This is a genomic window from Pseudomonas sp. Irchel 3F6 (assembly GCF_900187595.1).
GTDB classification, from domain to species: Bacteria; Pseudomonadota; Gammaproteobacteria; order Pseudomonadales; family Pseudomonadaceae; genus Aquipseudomonas; species Aquipseudomonas siliginis.
The window spans coordinates 235886-253840 of the sequence record NZ_FYDP01000005.1; the positions used below are offsets into that span (position 1 = coordinate 235886).

Annotated in this window: 20 protein-coding genes, 4 tRNA genes, 1 pseudogene and 1 riboswitch; of the genes and pseudogenes, 15 read left to right on the forward strand and 10 right to left on the reverse strand. The window is 56.3% G+C overall.

All coding sequences use genetic code 11. From position 1 onward, the window contains the following. Window positions 1–90: 90 nt before the first annotated feature. Window positions 91–262: riboswitch (FMN riboswitch) on the reverse strand. Window positions 263–538: 276 nt separating this feature from the next. From ltaE to CKW30_RS18415, 7 genes are all read left to right on the forward strand, one after another. Then, the gene (ltaE, locus tag CKW30_RS18385; protein WP_095181527.1) at window positions 539–1543 is read left to right on the forward strand and encodes a low-specificity L-threonine aldolase; all 1005 of its coding nucleotides are present in this window, start codon (window positions 539–541) and stop codon (window positions 1541–1543) included. Between the two features lie 146 nt (window positions 1544–1689). After that, the gene (alaS, locus tag CKW30_RS18390; protein ID WP_095181528.1) at window positions 1690–4305 is read left to right on the forward strand and encodes an alanine--tRNA ligase; all 2616 of its coding nucleotides are present in this window, start codon (window positions 1690–1692) and stop codon (window positions 4303–4305) included. A 90-nt stretch (window positions 4306–4395) separates the two neighbouring features. Beyond that, complete coding sequence (locus tag CKW30_RS18395) at window positions 4396–5637, forward strand: aspartate kinase (RefSeq protein WP_016773595.1); 1242 nt, start codon at window positions 4396–4398, stop codon at window positions 5635–5637. A gap of 187 nt (window positions 5638–5824) precedes the next feature. Then, a complete protein-coding gene (csrA, locus tag CKW30_RS18400; RefSeq protein WP_002554426.1) occupies window positions 5825–6013 on the forward strand; it encodes a carbon storage regulator CsrA in 189 nt (62 codons plus the stop codon). A 62-nt stretch (window positions 6014–6075) separates the two neighbouring features. Then, a tRNA-Ser gene (locus CKW30_RS18405) sits at window positions 6076–6166 on the forward strand. A gap of 107 nt (window positions 6167–6273) precedes the next feature. Next, a tRNA-Arg gene (locus CKW30_RS18410) sits at window positions 6274–6350 on the forward strand. A gap of 72 nt (window positions 6351–6422) precedes the next feature. Next, window positions 6423–6499, forward strand: a tRNA-Arg gene (locus CKW30_RS18415). A 19-nt stretch (window positions 6500–6518) separates the two neighbouring features. Here CKW30_RS18415 and CKW30_RS18420 read toward each other — a convergent pair. Further along, window positions 6519–7031 carry a cell envelope protein SmpA gene (locus tag CKW30_RS18420; protein ID WP_095181529.1) on the reverse strand — a complete coding sequence of 171 codons (513 nt, stop codon included), beginning with the start codon at window positions 7029–7031 and terminating at the stop codon, window positions 6519–6521. Window positions 7032–7352: 321 nt separating this feature from the next. Here CKW30_RS18420 and mgtE point away from each other — a divergent pair, with 321 nt between their 5' ends. After that, window positions 7353–8795 (forward strand): magnesium transporter, encoded by a 1443-nt coding sequence (gene mgtE, locus CKW30_RS18425; RefSeq protein ID WP_016773597.1) that lies wholly within the window; start codon window positions 7353–7355, stop codon window positions 8793–8795. 256 nt (window positions 8796–9051) lie between these two features. Here mgtE and CKW30_RS18430 read toward each other — a convergent pair whose 3' ends face one another. After that, on the reverse strand, window positions 9052–9378 hold the full coding sequence (locus tag CKW30_RS18430; protein ID WP_003178899.1) for an Arc family DNA-binding protein: 327 nt from the start codon (window positions 9376–9378) through the stop codon (window positions 9052–9054). Window positions 9379–9766: 388 nt separating this feature from the next. On the opposite strand from CKW30_RS18430, the gene phnN reads away from it, so the two are divergent. Then, window positions 9767–10336 carry a phosphonate metabolism protein/1,5-bisphosphokinase (PRPP-forming) PhnN gene (gene phnN, locus CKW30_RS18435; protein WP_095181530.1) on the forward strand — a complete coding sequence of 190 codons (570 nt, stop codon included), beginning with the start codon at window positions 9767–9769 and terminating at the stop codon, window positions 10334–10336. Here phnN and CKW30_RS18440 read toward each other — a convergent pair. Continuing rightward, window positions 10311–10490: a PA3371 family protein gene (locus tag CKW30_RS18440; protein ID WP_016773599.1), complete on the reverse strand. Its 180-nt coding sequence runs from the start codon at window positions 10488–10490 to the stop codon at window positions 10311–10313. The two genes, phnN and CKW30_RS18440, sit on opposite strands and share 26 nt — an antisense overlap. A gap of 20 nt (window positions 10491–10510) precedes the next feature. Further along, on the reverse strand, window positions 10511–10744 hold the full coding sequence (locus tag CKW30_RS18445; RefSeq protein WP_056788077.1) for a hypothetical protein: 234 nt from the start codon (window positions 10742–10744) through the stop codon (window positions 10511–10513). A gap of 500 nt (window positions 10745–11244) precedes the next feature. On the opposite strand from CKW30_RS18445, the gene CKW30_RS18455 reads away from it, so the two are divergent. Beyond that, window positions 11245–11316: transfer RNA gene (locus CKW30_RS18455), tRNA-Arg, on the forward strand. Window positions 11317–11612: 296 nt separating this feature from the next. Here CKW30_RS18455 and CKW30_RS18460 read toward each other — a convergent pair. After that, on the reverse strand, window positions 11613–12110 hold the full coding sequence (locus CKW30_RS18460; protein WP_371857554.1) for a helix-turn-helix domain-containing protein: 498 nt from the start codon (window positions 12108–12110) through the stop codon (window positions 11613–11615). Window positions 12111–12254: 144 nt separating this feature from the next. Here CKW30_RS18460 and CKW30_RS18465 point away from each other — a divergent pair, with 144 nt between their 5' ends. The 3 genes from CKW30_RS18465 (at window position 12255) to CKW30_RS18480 (ending at window position 13906) form a co-directional block, all read left to right on the forward strand. Beyond that, a complete protein-coding gene (locus tag CKW30_RS18465; protein WP_095181635.1) occupies window positions 12255–12599 on the forward strand; it encodes a hypothetical protein in 345 nt (114 codons plus the stop codon). Window positions 12600–13179: 580 nt separating this feature from the next. After that, complete coding sequence (locus CKW30_RS18475; RefSeq protein WP_095181533.1) at window positions 13180–13563, forward strand: hypothetical protein; 384 nt, start codon at window positions 13180–13182, stop codon at window positions 13561–13563. 64 nt (window positions 13564–13627) lie between these two features. Next, window positions 13628–13906 carry a hypothetical protein gene (locus CKW30_RS18480; RefSeq protein ID WP_095181534.1) on the forward strand — a complete coding sequence of 93 codons (279 nt, stop codon included), beginning with the start codon at window positions 13628–13630 and terminating at the stop codon, window positions 13904–13906. A 621-nt stretch (window positions 13907–14527) separates the two neighbouring features. Here CKW30_RS18480 and CKW30_RS18485 read toward each other — a convergent pair. The 5 genes from CKW30_RS18485 to arsN2 form a co-directional block, all read right to left on the reverse strand. Continuing rightward, a complete protein-coding gene (locus CKW30_RS18485) occupies window positions 14528–14908 on the reverse strand; it encodes a hypothetical protein (RefSeq protein WP_256584362.1) in 381 nt (126 codons plus the stop codon). Continuing rightward, window positions 14901–15272, reverse strand: a complete 372-nt coding sequence (locus CKW30_RS27625) for a hypothetical protein (RefSeq protein ID WP_256584363.1) — start codon at window positions 15270–15272, stop codon at window positions 14901–14903. The genes CKW30_RS18485 and CKW30_RS27625 overlap by 8 nt, the downstream gene beginning before the upstream one ends. 183 nt (window positions 15273–15455) lie before the next feature. Then, window positions 15456–16064: a DUF3800 domain-containing protein gene (locus CKW30_RS27630; RefSeq protein ID WP_256584364.1), complete on the reverse strand. Its 609-nt coding sequence runs from the start codon at window positions 16062–16064 to the stop codon at window positions 15456–15458. Between the two features lie 61 nt (window positions 16065–16125). Next, window positions 16126–16494, reverse strand: a complete 369-nt coding sequence (locus CKW30_RS27930; RefSeq protein ID WP_095181535.1) for a hypothetical protein — start codon at window positions 16492–16494, stop codon at window positions 16126–16128. Between the two features lie 72 nt (window positions 16495–16566). After that, window positions 16567–16962, reverse strand: a complete 396-nt coding sequence (gene arsN2, locus CKW30_RS27640) for an arsenic resistance N-acetyltransferase ArsN2 (RefSeq protein ID WP_256584372.1) — start codon at window positions 16960–16962, stop codon at window positions 16567–16569. Between the two features lie 198 nt (window positions 16963–17160). Here arsN2 and CKW30_RS18505 point away from each other — a divergent pair. Both CKW30_RS18505 and CKW30_RS18510 read left to right on the forward strand, forming a co-directional pair. Next, window positions 17161–17582: pseudogene (locus CKW30_RS18505) on the forward strand (arsenate reductase ArsC). An 8-nt stretch (window positions 17583–17590) separates the two neighbouring features. Then, entirely contained in the window at window positions 17591–17935 is a 345-nt protein-coding gene (locus CKW30_RS18510; protein WP_007247283.1) for a metalloregulator ArsR/SmtB family transcription factor, read from the forward strand. The last annotated feature ends 20 nt before the right edge of the window (window positions 17936–17955 follow it).

Consider the following 17955-nt stretch of genomic DNA (forward strand, 5'->3'; position numbering starts at 1 on the left):
TTTGTGTGAAAAACAGGGCGTTATGAATCGAAAGGGATGCAAGGGTGCGAACGCAGGCACGGATGCACGCGGACGGCCCTTTGGCGTCGATCCCGTTCTCTCTTCATCCGGACTATGACCGTCGGCCCCGGAATCACACCGGGTCTGCTGACCTTGCCGATGCACCCGATCCAAGCCGTGTGCAGCGCCAAGCGCTCGCGGGCTATGCGCATTGCGCGCAATTACCGCCGGTGGGGAATTGCACCCCGCCCTGAGAACGTTTTCGCCGCCCATAGGCGGGCGGCGGCAAGTTTGTAACACATATTTCCCGGCCATGCACATGACACTGCGAGAGCGAGCCCACTCGCGAAAGCGGCTTCACATTCAACGAATATGCTGACTGTTACTCCGCTTTCGCGTTCAGGCTCGCTCCCACATGGGCTTTGTCTTCTCGAGGAAGAATGGGATTTTTCCTCGTTCTAGGGTTGATTAATCTGTGCGATGACCGCAGTAATCCCACTTCACAAAGGGATTTCCCATCTGACCAGAGGCCAGGTTCATGAGCGTTATCGATCTTCGCAGCGACACCGTCACCCAACCGACTCCCGCCATGCTCGACGCGATGACCGCAGCGGACACCGGCGACGATGTGTACGGCGAAGATCCGACGGTCAATCGCCTCGAGGCCGAACTGGCCAAGCGTCTGGGCTTTGCCGCCGCGCTGTTCGTGCCGACCGGGACCATGAGCAACCTGCTCGGCCTGATGGCGCACTGCGAGCGTGGCGACGAATACATCGTCGGTCAGCAGGCGCACACCTACAAGTACGAAGGTGGCGGGGCGGCGGTGCTCGGCTCGATTCAGCCGCAGCCGCTGGAGGTGCAGGGCGACGGTTCGCTGGATCTGGATCAGGTCGCCGCCGCGATCAAACCGGACGATTTCCATTTCGCCCGCAGCCGTTTGCTGGCGCTGGAAAACACCATGCAGGGCAAGGTGCTGCCGCTGGAGTATCTGGCGCGCGCGCGACGCTTTACTCAGGAACACGGCCTGCAATTGCACCTGGACGGCGCGCGGCTGTACAACGCGGCGGTCAAGCTTGGCGTCGATGCCCGGGAGATCACCCAGCATTTCGATTCGGTGTCGGTGTGCCTGTCCAAAGGCCTCGGCGCACCGGTCGGTTCGGTGCTGTGCGGTTCCGAGCAACTGATCGGCAAGGCGCGGCGTTTGCGCAAAATGGTCGGTGGCGGCATGCGTCAGGCCGGGTTGCTCGCGGCGGCTGGCTTGTACGCGCTGGATCATCACGTCGAACGGCTCGCGGATGACCATGCCAACGCGCAGTTGCTCGCCGAGGGGCTGCGTGAGGCCGGTTTCGTCGTCGAGCCCGTGCAAACCAACATGGTTTATGTGCAAATGGGCGACAAGGCCGCAGCACTCAAGGATTTTGCCGGCGAACGCGGGATCAGGCTCAGCGCCGCTGCGCGCTTGCGCATGGTCACGCACATGGACGTCAGCCGCGCGCAAATCGAGCAAGTGATCGCGACATTCGTCGAGTTTTCACGCAAGTGACAGCGTCAGCCGTCCAATTGACCGTTTCTATCGTATAAACACGCTGTACCCCGCGCGCAGGGCCGATATAATGCGGCCCTTTGCCGTCGCTTCGTCTCATGACGTTTCGAACAGGCCTTTGGCCGCAGCCTCCGTGGAAGAACCTAATGAAAAGCGCAGAAATCCGTGAAGCCTTCCTTCGCTTCTTCGAAGAGCAAGGCCACACCCGTGTAGCCTCCAGCTCTTTGATTCCGGGCAACGACCCAACCCTGCTGTTCACCAACGCGGGGATGAACCAGTTCAAGGACTGCTTCCTGGGCCAGGAAAAACGTGCGTACACCCGTGCCACCAGCAGCCAGAAATGCGTGCGCGCCGGCGGCAAGAACAGTGACCTGGAAAACGTCGGTTATACCGCGCGTCACCACACGTTCTTCGAAATGCTCGGCAACTTCAGCTTCGGCGACTACTTCAAGCACGACGCGATCACCTTCGCCTGGACCTTCCTCACTGGCGTGCTCAAGCTGCCGAAGGAAAAGCTCTGGGTCACCGTCTACGCCACCGACGACGAAGCGTATGACATCTGGACACAGAAAATCGGTGTGCCAGCCGAGCGCATGATCCGCATCGGCGACAACAAGGGCGCGCCGTACGCTTCCGACAACTTCTGGACCATGGGCGATACCGGCCCGTGCGGCCCGTGCACCGAGATTTTCTACGATCACGGCGAGCACATCTGGGGCGGCCCGCCGGGCTCGCCGGAAGAAGATGGCGATCGCTACATCGAAATCTGGAACAACGTGTTCATGCAGTTCAACCGCACCGCCGACGGTGTGTTGCATCCGTTGCCAGCGCCGTCGGTGGACACCGGCATGGGCCTGGAGCGGATCAGTGCGGTGATGCAGCACGTCAACTCCAACTACGACATCGACCTGTTCAAGAACCTGCTCAAGGCTTCGGCTGAAGCGATCGGCTGCGAAAACGGCGATCAGTCGTCGCTCAAAGTCGTCTCCGACCACATCCGTTCCTGCGGCTTCCTGATTGCCGACGGCGTGCTGCCGTCCAACGAAGGTCGCGGTTACGTGCTGCGCCGGATCATCCGTCGCGCCTGCCGTCACGGCAACAAGCTCGGCGCCACCGGCAGCTTCTTCTACAAGATCGTCGCGGCGCTGGTTGCCGAGATGGGCGAAGCCTTCCCGGAACTGCAGAAGCAGCAAAGCAACATCGAGCGCGTGCTCAAGGCCGAAGAAGAGCAGTTCTCCAAGACCCTGGAGCACGGTCTGAAAATCCTCGAGCAGGATCTGGCCGAGCTCAAAGGCACCGTGGTGCCAGGCGACGTGGTGTTCAAACTCTACGACACCTACGGCTTCCCGATGGACCTGACTGCTGACATCGCCCGCGAACGCGGCCTGACCGTCGACGAAGCCGGTTTCGAGCGTGAGATGGAAGCGCAGCGTGTTCGCGCGCGTTCGGCCAGCTCGTTCGGTCTGGACTACAACACACTGGTCAAGGTCGACGTGGCCACTGAGTTCACCGGCTATGCCGCCACCCGCGGCTCGGCGAAAATCGTTGCCATCTATAAGGATGGCCAGTCGGTCGACGTGCTGAGCGAAGGTCAGGAAGGCGTGATCGTGCTCAACCAGACGCCGTTCTACGCCGAATCCGGTGGCCAGATCGGCGACTGCGGTTTCATTCAGGCCGGCAGCAGCCGCTTCGACGTGCGCGATACCACCAAGACCGGCGGCGCATTCCTGCACCACGGTGTGCTGGCCTCAGGCAGTCTGACCATCGGCGCACCGGTGGAAACTCACGTCGACGCCGAAGTACGTCACGCCACCGCGCTGAACCACTCGGCTACGCACTTGCTCCACGCCGCGCTGCGTCAGGTGCTGGGCGAGCATGTGCAGCAGAAAGGTTCGTTGGTCGACAGTCAGCGTCTGCGTTTCGACTTCAGCCACTTCGAAGCGATCAAGCCAGAGCAGATCAAGCAGTTGGAAGACATCGTCAACGCCGAGATTCGCAAGAACTCCGCCGTTGAAACCGAAGAAACCGACATCGAAACCGCGAAGAACAAAGGCGCCATGGCGCTGTTCGGCGAGAAGTACGGCGACAGCGTGCGCGTGCTGAGCATGGGCGACTTCTCGGTCGAACTGTGCGGCGGTATCCACGCCAACCGTACCGGCGACATCGGCCTGCTGAAAATCATCAGCGAAGGCGGTGTGGCATCGGGCGTGCGTCGTATCGAGGCAGTCACCGGTGCTGCGGCGCTGGCCTACTTGAACGCGGCGGAAGAACAACTCAAGGAAGCGGCCAGCCTGGTCAAGGGCAGCCGCGACAACCTGATCGACAAGCTCTCGGCGGTACTGGAGCGCAACCGTCTGCTGGAGAAACAACTCGAGCAGTTGCAGGCCAAGGCAGCCAGCGCAGCGGGCGACGATCTGTCGGCCTCGGCGGTGGACGTCAAGGATGTGAAGGTTTTGGCCGCCCGTCTGGACGGTCAGGATGGCAAGGCGCTGCTGGCGCTGGTCGATCAGCTGAAAAACAAACTCGGCCGCGCAGTGATCCTGCTCGGCGGTGTCCATGAGGAAAAGGTCGTACTGGTTGCAGGCGTAACCAAGGACCTGACTGGCCAACTCAAAGCCGGTGATTTGATGAAACAGGCTGCTGCGGCAGTGGGCGGGAAGGGCGGTGGTCGTCCGGACATGGCGCAGGGCGGCGGTGTCGATGCCGCTGCGCTGGATGGCGCACTGGCGCTGACCGTTCCATTCGTCGAGCAGGCTTTATAAGACGGCTCGCCAGGCCCGCAGTCTAGTGGCGGGCCTGGCGACTGTTCGAAAGATTATTGGGCGCCCTTCATGGGCAGAGGCGGCTTTGAAATGGCTTTGATCGTACAGAAATTTGGAGGCACCTCGGTCGGCACTGTCGAGAGAATCGAGCAGGTCGCCGACAAGGTTAAGAAATTCCGCGATGCCGGCGATGACCTGGTGGTTGTGCTGTCTGCAATGAGCGGCGAAACCAACCGTCTGATCGATCTGGCCAAGCAAATCAGTGGCGAGGCGCAACCGGTTCCGCGCGAGCTGGACGTGATCGTCTCCACCGGTGAGCAGGTGACGATTGCCCTGTTGGCCATGGCGCTGATCAAGCGCGGTGTGCCGGCGGTGTCGTACACCGGCAATCAGGTACGGATCCTGACCGACAGTGCGCACAATAAAGCGCGTATCTTGCAGATTGATGACCAGAAGATTCGCGGTGATCTGAAGGCTGGCCGTGTGGTGGTTGTCGCCGGTTTCCAGGGCGTCGACGAGCACGGCAACATCACCACCCTCGGTCGCGGCGGTTCCGATACCACGGGCGTGGCACTGGCTGCGGCCTTGAAAGCGGATGAATGCCAGATCTACACCGATGTCGACGGTGTCTACACCACCGACCCGCGTGTGGTGCCGGTCGCTCAGCGTCTGGACAAGATCACCTTCGAAGAGATGCTGGAAATGGCCAGCCTCGGTTCCAAGGTCCTGCAGATCCGTGCGGTGGAATTCGCCGGCAAGTACAACGTTCCGCTGCGCGTACTGCACAGCTTCAAGGAGGGTCCGGGCACCCTCATTACTATTGATGAAGAGGAAACCATGGAACAGCCGATCATTTCCGGCATCGCTTTCAACCGCGATGAAGCCAAGCTGACCATCCGTGGCGTGCCAGACACCCCGGGCGTGGCGTTCAAGATTCTCGGCCCGATCAGTGCCGCGAACATCGAAGTCGACATGATCGTGCAGAACGTCGCGCACGATAACACCACCGACTTCACCTTCACCGTGCACCGCAACGACTACCAAGCTGCACAGACCGTGCTGGAAAACACCGCTCGCGAAATCGGTGCCCGTGAAGTAGTTGGCGACACCAAGATCGCCAAGGTCTCGATCGTCGGCGTCGGCATGCGTTCTCACGCAGGCGTGGCCAGCCGCATGTTCGAATCCCTGGCAAAAGAAAGCATCAACATCCAGATGATCTCGACTTCGGAAATCAAGGTTTCCGTAGTGATCGAAGAGAAGTACCTGGAACTGGCCGTGCGCGCGCTGCACACGGCTTTCGAACTGGATGCTCCGGCCCGTCAGGGCGAGTAATCCGATTCTGTGAAGGGCGCGGTCTGACCGCGCCCTTTATTTTTGAATGGCGCGAGCCCCGGAACTGTTCTTTTGCTCGCGCTGGTCAATACTCAGGCATGTAGGGCTACGATCGCTGCGGTTGTAGGTCGGGTGCCTTTTTTTTGCAGACTGTTGTCCCTGAAATGAATGGCGTAAGGAGAAAGGTATGCTGATTCTGACTCGTCGGTGCGCGGAAAGCCTGATTATCGGTGACGGCGAAATCACCGTGACCGTGCTCGGCGTCAAAGGAAACCAGGTGCGTATCGGCGTCAACGCTCCGAAAGAGGTTGCGGTGCACCGTGAGGAAATTTACCTGCGTATAAAGAAAGAGAAGGACGAAGAACCAAGCCATTAATTTTTATCGATTTTTATGTTTGCAAACGGGGAAGAAGCTGGTTAATATACGCCCCGTGTTGCGGAGAGCTGGCCGAGTGGCCGAAGGCGCTCCCCTGCTAAGGGAGTACACCTCAAAAGGGTGTCGGGGGTTCGAATCCCCCGTTCTCCGCCATTATTTGCTTAGTACGTCGTAATCTGGCTTCTTCTGTAAGTTGTTGAAATTACTAGAAAAAGTGTTTGACATAGAGATTAGACGGCCTATAATGCGCGGCAACAAATGCACTCGTAGCTCAGCTGGATAGAGTACTCGGCTACGAACCGAGCGGTCACAGGTTCGAATCCTGTCGAGTGCACCATTTAAGAGTTATCTGCTGTAAGGTGAGTAACTCGGCTTCAGCCAGTTGTGGTCTGGTCTAAAAACACAAAATGCACTCGTAGCTCAGCTGGATAGAGTACTCGGCTACGAACCGAGCGGTCACAGGTTCGAATCCTGTCGAGTGCACCATATACCAAGAAGCCCGCGTTTAACGCGGGCTTTTTGCTGTCCGGGATTTGGCTTTTCCCTTCACGCAGCCTCTTTCATCAAAATCAATTTGAGCACTGCGGCCTCGCTTGAGGTCGTAACGATAGCTCGTGGTCGATGTGCGGGTGTTGATCTTGTCCGGTTTGCCCAGCGCGCTTTCGACGTCCCGCTGACTCATGCCGGCAATCACTCGACGGTTGATGATCGCTTCGCGCCGCTGTCTGTTGTCGATCAGGTTTCCACATTTATGTTCAGTGCCGCCGACGATGCCCGGTTCGCGTCCGCTGTCTTTCATGCCGGTCACAGCTTCGTGATTGAACTCCGGCATGATTGCGACCCAGCCGGGTGAATACGGGTGGACCTCCTGAGTTGAGAGTTGCTCGCCAGTTGCGCAGCTCATCGACGTAAACGTGACGCTGCCGTCAGCAGCCTGGCAGCGATGAAGTGTGGTGGCGTTGGCAGGCGTGATGTGGAGCAGGGCGGTCAGTAGAAAAAGCGCTGGTTTTGCTGGCATTCGATGTCCTCCGTGACGATCTAAGCTCAAGGGTAGTCGCTGCTTTTTGCATTGCCGGTGTGTTTTCTTTTCGAGATGAGTCGTCGCATTTGCACGGGTCAGGCAGGCGCTCAGGTTTGTTTCGCAAGCGCTTGTTTCAGCCGTGATTTTTTCAACGTTTTAAACCGTCAGGCGTGTATCATTGCGCCCGTCAGCCCCGCCGGGGCTTATGGAAAACCTCCATGGACTTACCCAGTAGTTGTTCAGTAAACCGTTTCACCAATCATGAATTGACTGATTGATCCTTCCGGCGTGCCCCGCTGCTGGGAGTGGAGTTCGCCTATGTCCGAAATCGAAGTAAAAAAAACACAGGAAAGCCTGCAGGACCGCCTGGCTCAGGTCGTCGAGTTGCTGCAGCGCCAGCGTGTCGTTGAAGACCTGACTCATCGCCAGGAAGGTCCGCACCACGACCGCGTGGAAAACCTGGTTCACCGGCAAAACCTCGTCGAGCTGCAACGCAAGCTCGATGATCTGCACTCCGCCGACGTCGCCTACATTCTCGAAGCCTTGCCGCTGGACGATCGCCTGACGCTCTGGCAACTGGTCAAGGCCGACCGCGACGGCGACATTCTTCTCGAAGTATCCGATTCCGTCCGTGAAACGCTGATCGCCGACATGGACGATCACGAGCTCCTGGCTGCCGCCAAGGACATGGACGCCGACGAACTCGCTGACCTGGCCTCCGAGCTGCCGCGAGACGTTGTCCATGAGCTGATGGAGAGTCTGGATAACCAGCAGCGCGAACGCGTGCGCTCGGCGCTGTCCTATGACGAGGATCAGGTCGGTGCGCTGATGGACTTCGAGATGGTGACGATCCGTGAGGACGTCAGCCTTGAAGTGGTTCTGCGCTATCTGCGTCGCCTCAAAGAGCTTCCCGGTCATACCGATAAACTGTTCGTGGTTGATTACGACGGCGTGCTCAAGGGCGTGCTGCCGATCAAGCGTCTGCTGGTCAACGATCCGGAGAAGCAGGTCGCGGAAGTGATGGCCAGCGATCCGGTGAGCTTCCATCCGGACGAAGATGCCTACGACGCTGCTCAGGCGTTCGAGCGTTACGACTTGATCTCCGCGCCGGTGGTCGACAAGAACGGCAAGCTGATCGGGCGTCTGACCATCGATGAAATGGTCGACCTGATCCGTGAGGAAAGCGAAAGCGAAGTCCTCAACATGGCCGGTCTGCGCGAAGAGGAAGATATCTTCGCCTCCGTGTGGAAATCCCTGCGTAACCGTTGGGCGTGGCTGGCGGTGAACCTGATCACTGCATTTGTGGCATCGCGGGTGATCGGTCTGTTCGAAGGTTCGATCGAGAAATTGGTGGCACTGGCGGCGCTCATGCCGATCGTGGCGGGTATCGGTGGCAACTCCGGTAACCAGACCATCACCATGATCGTGCGCGCCATGGCGCTGGATCAGGTCAGCACCGGCAACACTTCGCGCTTGATGCGCAAAGAGCTGGCGGTCGGTTTGATCAATGGTCTGGTCTGGGGCGGGGTGATCGGTGTGGTCGCGTACATGCTCTACGGCAGTTGGTCACTCGGCGTGGTAATGACGGCGGCGATGACACTCAACCTGTTGCTGGCGGCGTTGATGGGGGTGTTGATTCCGATGACGCTGGCGAAGATGGGCCGCGATCCGGCGATGGGTGCCAGTGTGATGATCACCGCAATGACCGACAGCGGTGGCTTCTTCATCTTCCTCGGGTTGGCGACAATCTTCCTGCTCTGACCTTGTGCAATGAAAAGCCCGTCAAATCGACGGGCTTTTTTGTGCCTGCCAAACAAATACGGGCGCAAGTACAAGTAACGGTGGCGAGGGGATTTATCCCCGCTGGACTGCGCAGCAGTCCCATTGTTTTTGGGGCTGCCATGCAGCCCAGCGGGGATAAATCCCCTCGCCACACTCCATTGCCAAGCGGCCATCTGTCATATCGCGGGCAAAAAAAAGCCAGCAATCATGCTGGCTTCAATATGTTCGGTATAACTCAGGACGCGTCTGCGGCCATTTCAGCGTCGTGGGCGATCAGCGACACCAGGGCGTTCTGCTGACGGTGCGACAGCTGACGGAAGCGCTGCAACAGCTCGCGCTCGTGCAGCGACAGCTCCGGGCTGTCCAGGCGCATGCTCAGCTCTTCGCCCAGTGCGCCTTCCTGAATAAGACTCTGCTCAAGGCGCGCAATGATTTCGGAGTTCATGCTGCGATGATGATTGCGAGCCACCTCGGCAATGCGTTCACGCATTCCGTCTGGCAGACGTACGACAAACTTGTCAGCCGTACGGCTGGAATAAATTGCCTGTTTCAATGGGCGCATATATTTAACCGGTTAGTTCAGGGGAGCGGTTCTCGGGATTGGCCGCAGGATGTGTGGTAGGACAAGCATCCGGACCAATTGGTTCAACCTGAATTGTTAAGAGGCCGGCATCATGCCTCAAAATTGCCAGATCATTGGCGTCAATTCTGTGACAAATATTGAGCCGGGTAAAGGCGTAATGCCAGCACCAGTTGTCAGAAATGCGGACTGGTTGGAAAACTTTCCATCCTTCCGTATCGCTGCCCGCTTTCGCATGCACATCTGTTGATGTCCGAAGACCTTAGAACGTGCATGCTATGCGGCTCGCTATTCTTGATCCCTATGTGTACAGGATAGTGGCAATTTGCCGATTTACTAGAGGCAGGACCCGTCGGAGGGCGTTTTCGGGATGGATGGCAAGCTTTTTTACCTGATGGGGCCGTCCGGTTCGGGCAAGGACAGCCTGATCGAAGCAGCGCGTGAGCCACTGCGTGAGTTGAACTGTGAAGTGATGCGCCGGGTGATTACCCGATCGGCGGAGTCAGTCGGCGAAGATGCAATCGGCGTGACACCTGAAGAATTCGAGCGGCGACAGCACACTGGCGCTTTTTCCCTGGCCTGGCAAGCCAACGGACTCTCATACGGCATTCCCGCGGAAATGGATGAATGGTTGCAAGCGGGCCGGCACGTACTGGTTAACGGGTCGAGAGCGAACCTGCGTCAAGCAATGGAGAAGTATCCAACGCTGGTGCCGATTCTGCTGACAGTCAGCGATGAGGTCTTGCGCAAGCGCTTGCTCAGCCGTGGTCGGGAGACCCCTGAGCAAATCGATGCGAGGCTGGCTCGCAATGCGTTGTTCAAAGACCGAAGATCCAGCGACAGCCCCGTTCATCAGATCGACAATTCTGTTGACCTTGCTGAAGCTGTCTCTGCATTACTTGAGCTGATCCGGCTCAACGCAGAACCGGATCGAACTTGATCTTGCGCCCTGCAATCAGCGCCAGCACAAACAGCACCGCAAACACGCCACAGCCAACCAGAGGCAAGGTGACTTCCGTCTCCTCGAACAGCGCCAGATGGGTAACGCCACTCAGTAAAGCGAGGATCAGAAATCCCGTCGCTGATTTGGACATGTTGTACTCCTGAAGATATTTCAAAAAACCAGACGTTCGGTGGTCGGCGCCGAGGCTAGCTCAGGCTCGCTGACCATTTGCGTAGAGGCATCGCTGCGATCACTCAGCACCGCCCACTGCGGCGCTTTCTGCACCTGCAAGTAATGCGGCATGCGCTGCGCCACTGGCTGCTCGATGTCCGCCTTGGGAAAAAAATGCGATCCGAGCAAGAAGGCCAATGCCGCTGCGTTTGCAAGCAAGAGGGTGCTGTTCATGGCACGACGCTCCAAATTGTTCTTTTTGATAGAACAGCCATAGCAGTCGCCGTGCCAACAGTGTAACGGCTGATAAGTCCTTTAAAAACAAGGGTTTGGTAAGGTTTTTCGGGCGGCACTGATTGCAAACTGCAATGACCGCTTTTTCGCGTAGTGCAAATTGCCCGGTAAAAGTTCCCGCAATCTTGCACGGCGCCTGCCTACACTTAAAAAGCCCTACGGACGACATGACAAAACAGGGGCCGGCCGTTAACATGCACGCCGTCTGTCGCCCCGCGTACAGCGCGCTTCAATCAGTGTCTCAGTAGCTCAATTGGATAGAGCATCCCCCTCCTAAGGGGAAGGTTGCAGGTTCTTATCTGGGGTGGGATCTAGTCTCCTGTTGAGATAAGTCGTCATCCGCCCCTAAGCGAGAAGCTGAAGATCTTGTGATGATAGGGTATGGTTAGGGGCATGAGCTTTCCTAAGTGCATGGTTTTACGTAAGATATCGCGCTCAATGTCCTCTTAGTTCAACGGATAGAACGAGCCCCTCCTAAGGGCTAGATGCTGGTTCGATTCCAGCAGGGGACACATCATCCGTATTTGCTTTCCTTCCCTTCCCAAGCCGTTTGCTACTCATCTGGCAACAAGCTACGCGCACTGCGCACACCATGCGTCCTTCTTCAGTCGCTACCGTTCCCATCAGAAAGCTCCATCAGCTAGAAGACGGTCTTGAGGGTGTTTGAGCCGAGGCACCACAAGGTTGCCGTCGGAGGAAGTTTCTCTTCCGTCGTTCAGGAATAGGCTGCTTAGCGATCACGTCTTATTTAAAGATGGGGCAGTAGCTTCGATGATGCTGGCGATTGATAGAACGCAGTCTTCTTCCGTCAGTCGGTAATGTTTTGATGCCACAGCCGCCTTAAGGTGCTCTCTGGCAGTCCGAGCTCTTTCGCCGCTTGGGACTGGCTGAGCCCACGCTTCTTCAGCTCCTGCACCGCCAACCATTTCTTTCTAGCCTCCACGACGCTAGGCACGGCCAAGGCTTGTGGCTCTGATGGTAGCAGGGCATCAGCTAGCCCTAAGCCTTCTGCTTCGGCCAGCGCAGCCAGGAGAGCTTCCCGCACTGTGCACTTCTCATGCGCGGCAGCAGCAAGTGCCAGCAAAGTTATTGGCTCTACTTTCAGCGCAGAGGCAAGACGGGCACTCATTTCGATGGTCGCTGAGCTTCTACCGAGCTCTAGCTCGCTCACGTGGGCCTGTGTGATCGAGCCCGCGAGTTTTGCTTGAGACAAGCCTTTCCGAGTGCGAAGCAGTTGAACTACTGCTGCATAAGATTTCCGCAGCGACATTTCACTATCCCAATAAAAAGAGACGGTATGTCGCATTTGCCTGCCGCCGCACAAACAGATATATTTGTAGGTGTGGCGGTATTATGCCTCAGCTGCTAATTATCGAATATTGACAGAGAGGGTTGGGCCGTGGATGGGGTCATCGAAGGTGGTCTGTTGGGCGATCCCGGTGTCAGCCTGATGGGTTCTGAGTTGGGTCTCGAAGCCGTGATGGCTGCAGCCAGAAAGCGCTACAAATGGATGCCCCTCTGCGCCGTAGAAGAATGGACAATCCTAGACGCCGTCGTCACCGATGACGAGCGAGCGAAAGTATCCGCTGCAGGCTGCCAGCCAATGTTCATGTTTGCCCACAAGGTCGTGGACGACGAGCAGAGGCGTTTTGAGCCTGGCCACTGGGTCAGATCGAGTATGGGCACTGCGTTCAACGACGGCTTTCTGTTCGAAACTCGGAATACCGTCTACGTCCTTCTCGGGCCGGGTCATCGCAAGTCAGCAACCATCAAAGAGATTTTCTCTCTATTTTGAATTATCAACCGGGCTGCTTTGCGTCCGAAGAAAATTGAGGCACCTGATGTTCAGAACACAAGACTCAGATCTTATCGGCGTCCCGGGGATCTTTGGTGAAGGCCTTGCGCATTGGCATAGCGTGTCACGGATTCTCAGGACTCACTGGTATCACCTTACTATTCGCTTGACTGACCAAGGTCGTAGCACTGAATGCGTTGAGATGATTGAGGGGGAGCACAAGTTGCAAAGTATGCTCGTCACCCAGAACTCTGAACAAGAGATAACTGATGTTCAGGTCATGACTCCCCCATGGATGAACAAGGGCGCCAGATGGGACATGGAACGCGTAGCTAAAGTAACTCTAGGTTACGACGGTGATTTTGAGGTCTGCCTAATAGAGGTTGAGGGAGGTGCTGTCTACCACAGCTCTCACCGACCAGACTTTCAAATCGATTTGCTAACAGACCTTCGCCCGATCTTTCTCTCGAGCATGATTCGATCAATCTGAAAATTACCAACAATGTTGCACGATACCAGTGCGTCTGGTCGCGTGTGCAATTCTTGATAACTCCATACAGACCGCAACTGGAGCGCAATGATGCTCGACACCATTGATGTCAATTTTCACGGAAAGCGCCATACAGAGTTCGATCTCAAACGAATCATTAAAGCCCAGGAGCAAGGCTTTGATGTGCCAGTGACCGCGTACCTCTGCGGTGTTTCCATAAGGTCACGGGCAGGTATCGGCGTTGTTTTTGGCCACAAGCGGAAAGACCAGTATGGGCGTTTTGAAGATGGTCACCTGATCAGGACTTCTGACGTGTTGAAGGTCGAACGCGAGGGGAGGTTCTGGGTAATGACTACCGAGAATAGCCGTTATGTCTTAGCGACGTTTCAGCGCCAAAATGGCCGCGCCAGCTTGCGTGATTTTTTGCTTACTACTAAGGGGCATTACCATCCGACCCCTCGGATCTTGCAGTGATATTTCAACGGCAGGGAGGGGATCTCACGGCCTGCTGTTGTGAGTTTGAGATCAAGGTGGCTTCATGCTCCTGAAGAAAGGCGAGGTCGTCACAGTGGCGTCCGGTATCTTTGAGTCGTACAGCCGGGAAGGGCCGTTTGTAGCGACTCAAGATTTCGACCTTGGTGCATGCGTTGGCAAGGCCGTATCTGCTGCTGCAGAAACTTGGGAAGTAACCGGAGTGCTTTGGGAGGTTCCTCGGATGCTTGTTGAGCAAGGTCTCCTTGTAGAGCTGCCGTGTCGACGAATTCACTTGGGGTCTTTGGGTGACGTTGAACTGACGGAAGAGAAGAAGGATTTGTGATTCCGCGTTTCTGATTAGCCGTCGAGGACTACCAGTGAATGCGGCTTTGGAGGTTAGGGCGGCCACCGAGAGTTCATTGCGTGCCCCTCCGGGGGACGGCTGTCGTGCACCAAACCCCTACGTGTCTTGGCCCTGACGGGCTTCCATCCTCACGTCTCCCGCCGAGCGGCCTGCGTGCTCCGCTTGCTTTGACTCGTAAAAGTCCTATGCCGAACCCTCTAGTGGCTGGTTCGGAAGCGAGTTTTACATTCACTAACGGGTTGCTTGATGGCGCACTATGCTTTATGTGAGATGCCACCTGAGCAGTCATGGCGCAGGTCGCAGCTGGTGAGGGCGTGAAGCCTTCCTCTCAACGTAGGCTGCATTCCGCCGCTTAGCTTAATGTGCCCAAACAGGGTCATTTAGCCTAAAAATGGTGGTTAATGTGCCGTATTGGGGACATTGGCCTGGCTCGTCACACGGGCCATATCCGCAGCACTCGGCGTCCAGACGGCGGTTAATACTCTTAGTCGTTAGGCTCATGACGAGCCCAGCGCAATCTAGCTATCGACATGAATTGTCTAATAGCCAGCGCTCCCCTTTCATTTCTGGCTTTCGACCCAGGCAAGGTCAATGCTACCTCTACCCTGGCACGACTCGCTTCGTACATAGCAAATGCGTTGAAAGCAGCACCAAGAGCACTTTATCGAAGGGTTGTCGTAGATCAATTGCACCCATACGGCCCGTAATCTTTTGCGAGTTCAGGATACATCGCCCCTTGATCTGGATTCTCGCGACGCCAACTTCCAGCGTCTCTGTAGCGTCGTAACCTGCCTGCCTTGCAGGATGTAGTACCAGGCCGAGCCGAGTAGCAGCTTCGTACTCTGCCACCTCGCCGGTTACGCCCAGCGGCTTGCCGGTCAGGCGATAGAATCTACGCGCGAGCACCTTGGCTTCTTTCAGAATCTCTAGGATTTCATCCTGGATCAATGCAGCCTGCTGAGGTTCGTTGCGTTCAGTCATCTGCAAACGCCTCGAGCGCAGTGAGCCGCTTGGCAAGCTCAGCCAGGTTGGCTGCCGTCACGATGTCATATTCTCCTCGACTACTCAGCCGATACACCTCTCGAGCCTTTTTTACCCGTTCCAGTAGAGGAACAACAATGCCTGACGCTCTTTCAAGAAATTCGTTAATGTCTGCCCGTGTTTGAGGGATCTTGTAGCCTTTGGCCGCGCTTGTGATGATCACGTTCGAATCTCGAAGCTTGGCGATGCCGCTGGAGCGGATTCTCTGGTCGTTGATATCTCCGAAACCGCTATCTTTTAGGTGGGCGACTATTTCTGCGGTTGGCACGTAGTCTTTGGTGACGAATTCACTTTGGAATCTCAAGAACCGCAAGATGCTTAGCTGCAGGCGCTCATCCTCATTAGGGTGCTCACCAGCCCGCTCGCTAAAATGGTCAGCTTGGCGGAGAGCTTCTTGGTGTACCTAGTAGTCTGCATACCCAGATTCATCCCGCCGACGGTGGCAGAAGAGACTGGTACTTGGATGGCCACTCAAGCATTCCAAGCGTCAGGCTGCGTAGGATCTTTTTGTAGGCAAGAACTGCTTCTTCCGATGCTTTCTCTTCGTAGATATGAGCGACTGAGCCAACGAAGAAATCTGCAACCTGAACCAAAACGTTGTCCTTACTGGCCACCGTCTGGAAGGCATCTTTATCGCCAAATAGGTCATCGACGAACCGTTGCTTTTGAGGCTCTCCTGAAATTCCTGGCCACCATGCTCGTCTACGATCATCTGGAGGTCGGGGTATGCACTGAACAAACGTTCATAGAGCAACCCATTCACATATTTTATGAATGAGGTCTTGAAACGAAGGCCACCGTCTTTGCGAATTTGGGACTTATCAACGACGGTAAAATAGAGCCTGAATGGCAAATCGGCTAGCTCGTTTAGGATACGGGCACGGCGATCTGAATCCTTGGGCTTAAGATTGCTAGATTTGATCTCGCCTGTTTGAAAATGCCGCTTGCGGAGTGCTTCAGCTTGGGCATAAGCATCCTCCAGGTCTTTCTCTGCCACTAGAATGGAGCAGACGATTAAGAAGCCTGTGCTTCCTCCGTTTAACGTATTAAGGTCGGAATTCCCGGACTCGTCCACGAAAGCATATGTTCTGTCCATGAGCTTGCTCCATCAACAACGTACTGAGCCCGGTGGGTCGCCCAATGGCAAGGTGGCGAACTTAGTTCGTCGCAGTGGTAGTGCCTGGAGCGGGGCCTTCGCTGAACGTGTAGTTGATGACCACGTCATTTCGGATCAAGACGTCGAGAGTTTTCTGAGTGCCCGTAGTCGTCACCTTCATGGTGACCACGTAGCTCTGGGCATGGGCTGAGCCGTTGGTGTAGGTGTAGATCCACTTCTCGTCAGTCTCGCTGACTGCGCTCTTGGCGTAGGGCTCACCGAACAGCGCCCTCAACTCAGTAGTCGTCGTTTTGCCTTTGGTGATACTCGCTACACTGGCCGACGGAAAGTCTCGTCCTGCGGTGTAGTGGGACGTAGCGCAACCGCCAAGTGCGACACAGATGCCAATTACTGTGATGAGCTTTTTCATATCCATCCTTGACCGTAGAAAGCCCCAAATCTAGCTGGCATCGAGGCTAAAAGCCATCACCAAGGTGATCAGCTACTTTCGCGCACTTGCAGATAACGCCTTGCACATGTAGCACGCCGAGCCAGGGCAAAGCCCCATGAACTGCTCCGTCTGAGAAATCAGAGGCGGCGCAGAGACTCGTTGATTGACTGCATAGCCCTGCTGCTCAAAAAAGCCTGACGCAGTTGTTGTCAGTAAATGAAATCGAGCGATTCCCTGCTCGGCGGCTATCGCTTCAATGACCCGAGGCACCGCGATACCGACCCCCTTCGATCTGTATGTCGATACTACGACCAGAGAACGCAACAACCCGTCCGTACCATGCGTTTCGAATCCTCCCCATGCGACCGTCTCACTGTCCAGTGTGAACTCAAAAAAGGTTCGGCCTGGAAGATCAATATCGTCTGCTGGAAGATCAGCAGATTTCAGCGCATCGCGAAAGCGCTGCTACTGTCCTCCGGCTATGTCCTTTGCCTGGATCATCATATCCCCCTCCATCCTCTCATCTCCGTTATGCCGACACGCATGGAACGTTAGGGCACATGCCGAAACAGCAGACATCATATTCGCTTTACCGAATATTCGCCAAAGCGTATATTCGATTTTTCATATGCATCGAGTTCCACCATGAGCCCTGCTATCAAAGTGCTTTTCGTGTGCGTTGCCAACTCAGCCCGCTCCCTGCTTGCAGAGGCTTTGCTGCGACACCGACCCGAGCTTCGAGGCCTCCAGCGCAGGATCTGAACCGTCTGAGGTTGATCCGCGCACCACTCAGGCATTGGAGGCAGTTGGAGTCGATGCAACGGGCCTGCGCAGCAAGTCCCTCAGCGAGTTTCAAGCTGATCGATTCGATTACGTAATCACTCTTTGTGATAAATCCGCAAGCGAGTGCCTACCAATGCCCAGTGCAAATGAAGTCATTTGCCTGGGATTTTCCTGACCCAGTAACTAGCGATGATCCTGGCGCATTTCGCCACACGCTCCACGACATCCACGAGCGCATCAAGCTCTTCGTTTTGGTCAAGACCAAACACCTGGAGGATCTGTGACAGAACCCATGAACCCCACCACCTTATTCAAGTGCCTGGCGGATGACACCCGAGCAAAAATTTCGCTGCTTGTCGTGAGTGAAGGTGAGCTGTGTGTATGCGAGCTAACGGCAGCACTCGACTTGAGTCAGCCGAAGATTTCTCGTCATTTGGCGCTGCTGCGCTCTGCCGGTTTATTGTTGGATCGTCGCCAAGGCCAATGGGTGTACTACCGGCTGAATCCTGATTTGCCCACGTGGGTGACTGCAGTTTTGAAGGAAGTGGTAGACGCCAATCAGCAATGGCTGGAAACCGAGGCTAAGCGCCTCTGCGGCATGAACGACCGTCCGATCAACCAAGCCGTGTGTAGCTGATTCACGCCCAACCGGATTAA